Annotated in this window: 4 protein-coding genes; 1 reads left to right on the top strand and 3 read right to left on the bottom strand. The window is 66.8% G+C overall.

The window, feature by feature from the left end; all coding sequences use genetic code 11:
• The 3 genes from ACLP25_RS05390 to ACLP25_RS05380 form a co-directional block, all read right to left on the bottom strand.
• Positions 1-276, bottom strand: a 276-nt coding sequence (locus tag ACLP25_RS05390; protein WP_442468199.1) for a hypothetical protein, incomplete at its 3' end; no start/stop codon positions are given.
• A complete protein-coding gene (locus ACLP25_RS05385) occupies positions 227-2,254 on the bottom strand; it encodes a DUF4158 domain-containing protein (RefSeq protein WP_442468198.1) in 2,028 nt (675 codons plus the stop codon). The genes ACLP25_RS05385 and ACLP25_RS05390, both read right to left, overlap by 50 nt.
• Positions 2,251-3,144 carry a tyrosine-type recombinase/integrase gene (locus ACLP25_RS05380; RefSeq protein WP_442468197.1) on the bottom strand — a complete coding sequence of 298 codons (894 nt, stop codon included), beginning with the start codon at positions 3,142-3,144 and terminating at the stop codon, positions 2,251-2,253. The genes ACLP25_RS05385 and ACLP25_RS05380 overlap by 4 nt, the downstream gene beginning before the upstream one ends.
• 309 nt (positions 3,145-3,453) lie before the next feature.
• Here ACLP25_RS05380 and ACLP25_RS05375 point away from each other — a divergent pair.
• Positions 3,454-3,707, top strand: a 254-nt coding sequence (locus tag ACLP25_RS05375; protein ID WP_442468196.1) for a recombinase family protein, incomplete at its 3' end; no start/stop codon positions are given.

Here is a 3,707-nt window from a genome sequence, read left to right as displayed (position 1 = left end):
GAGGACTTCGGTGGTGACCCGGCGCAAGTTGCGGTTCTTCTCTTCCAGGCGGTCCAGCTCCTGGCGCCGTGCGGCGGACGGACCTTGGTCCCGCCAGCGCCGGAGCTGCTCCGCATAGATATCGACGAACTGCAGTTGCTCGCGATGGACGCGTTCCATCCGGTCGATGGTGGCGTCGTCGAGAACATGCGGCTGGGCACGTGCTTTGGTCAGCGTCTGGAGGTGATCAGCGGTCTCGCTCAAGGCGCCGTCGATCATGCTGGCGACGAGCGGCATCTGGCTGATCGGCTGCCAGTTCACGCGTTCGGACGAGGGCATACGAGGCATCTCCGCTGATCAGGCCGTGACGGGTTCCGGCGCGATGTCGGCGCGGCGGCGTGGTGACTGGAAGTAGGTTCCGCTCGGGATGGTGTGGGCGTGGGCCAAAGGCGAGACGCGGGCGAGGTCCTCGTCGCGCACAGGATGGCCGCCGGCACGGAGCCGCTCGGCGATGCGGCTCATGTGCGCGGTGTTCCAGATCAGCACGGCATTGGAGAGCAGGCTGAGGCAGCTGGCCTTGTTCATGATCTCCTCGTAGTCGCCGGTGCGGAAGTCGCCTTGGTTGGCGAAGAAGATCCATCTGGCGAGGATGTGACGGAACTCGCCGCGGTTGAGCTGTAACTGGATGGCCTGGCGCAGCGGCTCCTCGTGGATGTAGCGCAGGAGCCATGATCTTGGCGAGGAACTCCTGTGGATCGGTCGGCAGACCGAGGTCCTGGTAGGCTTGTGCACGACTCACCTGCCAGCTGCGGTCATCATGGACCAGGCTCCAGAAGGAGACGTGATCGCGGCTCTGCACGAGGAACAAACTGCCGGCGCGCAAGGCCTCACGCACTGCGAAGGCGAGCGAGATCTCCCAGATATGGCGGTCGAGTTTGCCGTCCGCGATGAGGTAGGGTCGCCAGTCCGCCTGAACGAAGCCGTGCGGATCAGCCGGCGTGAGTGGCCCGCGTGTTCCGGCATCGAGCGCCCGCAGGATGTCGATCGCCTGGAGCAACGGCTCGCTGCCGGCGGCGACCTGGAACGGCAAGGTGAGAAAGCTCGGCAGGTATTGGCGCAGCGTGCCACAGCGCGACAGCATGGCGTCGAGATGGCCGCGCTCCTCGAGCCGCTCGTAGGCGCGGCAGGCCTCGGCCGCATCGACGAGGGCCGGGGCGTTCACCGCGTCGCGGAACGCGCCGACTGTCTGCTCCGCATCGGCCTCGGCCAGGGCATCAACGCCGCCGAGCACGCGGTGCAAGCCGTCGCGGGCACGCCGGCGCATGATCTTGCGGCGCTTCTCGACCGCGGTGCGGGACTTACGGTTCATCGCGGTCAAGAAGAGATCGTTCATCTCGACGATCTGGTCGAGCAGGGTCTTGCGCGCCTCGACCAGGTAGCAGGCCACGAGTGCAACACGCTTGGGTTTGGCGAAGCGTCGGAGATCGCCGGCATCGTAGCGGCGCCCGAGCTCGCCGAGCTGGCGCACGACCTTGGGGTCGAGCTCATCCAATTCGCCACCCGCGCCGAGCAGCTCCTCGATCAGGCGCAGGCGGACAATGTCGCTCTTGATCACCGCCGCGTTGGCGGATTTTGGGTAATCCTTGAGGCGGAACAGGCTGGACCGTGCATCGCCCTCCGGCACTTCCACCAGCAGGTCGATCGATGCGCGCAGTGTCGTCGGCAGCTTGTTTGTGACGACCTCGAAGAGGTTGGTCGTGGCGTAGGTGACTTCCGCGATGGCGATCCGCTCCAGCGTACTGACCGCGGGCAACATGACACGCCATTCGCGCAGCTTGTCCTCGGCTCGGCTGAGCAACTCAGCTGTGCTGCGACCTTCGAGCGCGCCCTGGCGCAGCCAGTCGCGCAGATCGGCGGCAACCGCTCGGTCAAAGCTGCGCAGGCCGAGATAACGGCGGATGCGCAGCGACTGAGCGCGCTCCGTCTGCCCGCGGCCCGGCGGGTCGAGGAACAGCACTGGCGGCAGGTCAAGTTGACGCGACAGGTGGCTGACGATCTTCAGTGGAGCTTGCCGATAGTCGTCGACGAACCGGCCATAGGCGCGCAGCGTGCAAAGCTGCAGCGCAAAACGGCGCCGATGATCGGCCCCGCGGCACTGGGCGATCTCGGCGAGGTCGTCAGAGGTCAACGTCCAGTGCCGCGCAAGTTCGTCCTCGCTGGGATCGGCCGGCAGCAGGCTGTGGTGCCGGGTCCGCGCCCCGCGCCAGGTCGTCATCCGTCGACATTCAGGTGCGAGCGCTCCAGGTCGGCCGCGAGATCCTCCCGAGAGGGTCGCGTATAAACTGCGGTCGTGTCGAGTGACTCGTGGCCGAGCAGGCCGGCGAGTTCCAGCAGCTTGCCGGGATTGTCGCGCAGGTAGCCGAGCGCAAAGGTGTGGCGCAGCGTGTGCGCCGAGACCGGTATGCGTGTGAGCCGTGCGCGACGCGCGAGGCCGGTGATCGCCGCCTGGATCGAGCGCACCGGCATCGCGGTGTCCCGGCCGCTGACGAACAGCACCGCCTCCTTCGCCGGCGCCGGGTGCGCAGCAAGATACGGCTTGAGTGCGCGGCGCGCAGTGGCGTTCAGCGGCACCTCGCGGGCTTTGAGGCCTTTGCCGTGGCGGATGCGCACCATGCCGGAACGGTCGCTCAGGGTGATATCGGCCACCCGCAGCGCCGCCACTTCGCCGACGCGCAGCCCGGCCTGCAGCATCACCTGGACGAGCGCATAGTTGCGCGCGGCGAGGCCGTGGGTCGAAGCCCCGGCAGCGCGCAGCAGTGCGTGAACTTCGGGATCGGTCAGACCGGCCGGCTGGCGGTTGCGCGCCGTGCGCACCGGCCGGAGGTCGTGGACGACATCGCCGCTCAGCGTGCCGGTGCTGCGTGCCCATCGGCACAGCCGGCGCAGGGCATCGAGGCGCCGGTTGATCGTGGCGGGGCGCCGTCCGGCGGCGACCATGTGTTGGCGGTAGGCGATCAGTTCGAACGCGGCGAGGTGGTCGAGCGCGAACGCGTCCGGCTGGACCGTGGCGTGCCAGGCGAGGAAGTGCCGCAGATCGTAGCGGTAGCCGCGCAACGTTGCCGGCGCGAGGTCCTCGCGCGCCAGACAGTCCAGGAACGGCGCCATCCAGGCTGGGTCGCCTGCCGGCGGAGGTGCGGCGGGCGCCGCTTGTGCCGCTTGTATTGCACGCAATGCGATCCCCCGCGTTAACCCCCCAGTTTATTGCGTGCAAGATAGCCGCTACGGCCCCACCAGTGCAGCCAATTCCATTTGCACGCACTGATTGCACGCAATAAACCGCCACATTGTGCCGGAGACCGAACGTACGCACCCCTTGTCAGGCTGGAATCGCCCGAATCCGGGTCGTGTTCACGTTTCTTACCGTGCAGTTTTACGCGGATGGGCCTTCCGACCCAGATAGGAGGTAGCCATTCTGTGTCCACAAAGGCATACCTTTCTGGACGCAAACGCCGCCCCTCGAAGGGCCATGAGGGGACACGCGCCGCCCTCTATCTGCGGGTCTCGACCCCCGACCAAAAGCCCGACCTACAATTTGACGAGCTGCGCGCCTACGCGGTTCGGGCCGGTCTCGATATCATCCAGGACTACTGCGATGTGGGCGTGTCAGGCCGCCGAGAAGGCCGCCCTCAGCTCAATGCTCTAATGGCAGCAGCAAGAAACCGAGAAAT

Origin of the sequence: Roseiarcus sp., from assembly GCF_052145395.1 — a bacterium.
Taxonomy (GTDB): Bacteria; Pseudomonadota; Alphaproteobacteria; order Rhizobiales; family Beijerinckiaceae; genus Roseiarcus.
The sequence above is the reverse complement of the archived record's forward strand: the minus strand, read 5'-3'. Positions and strand labels throughout refer to the sequence as shown.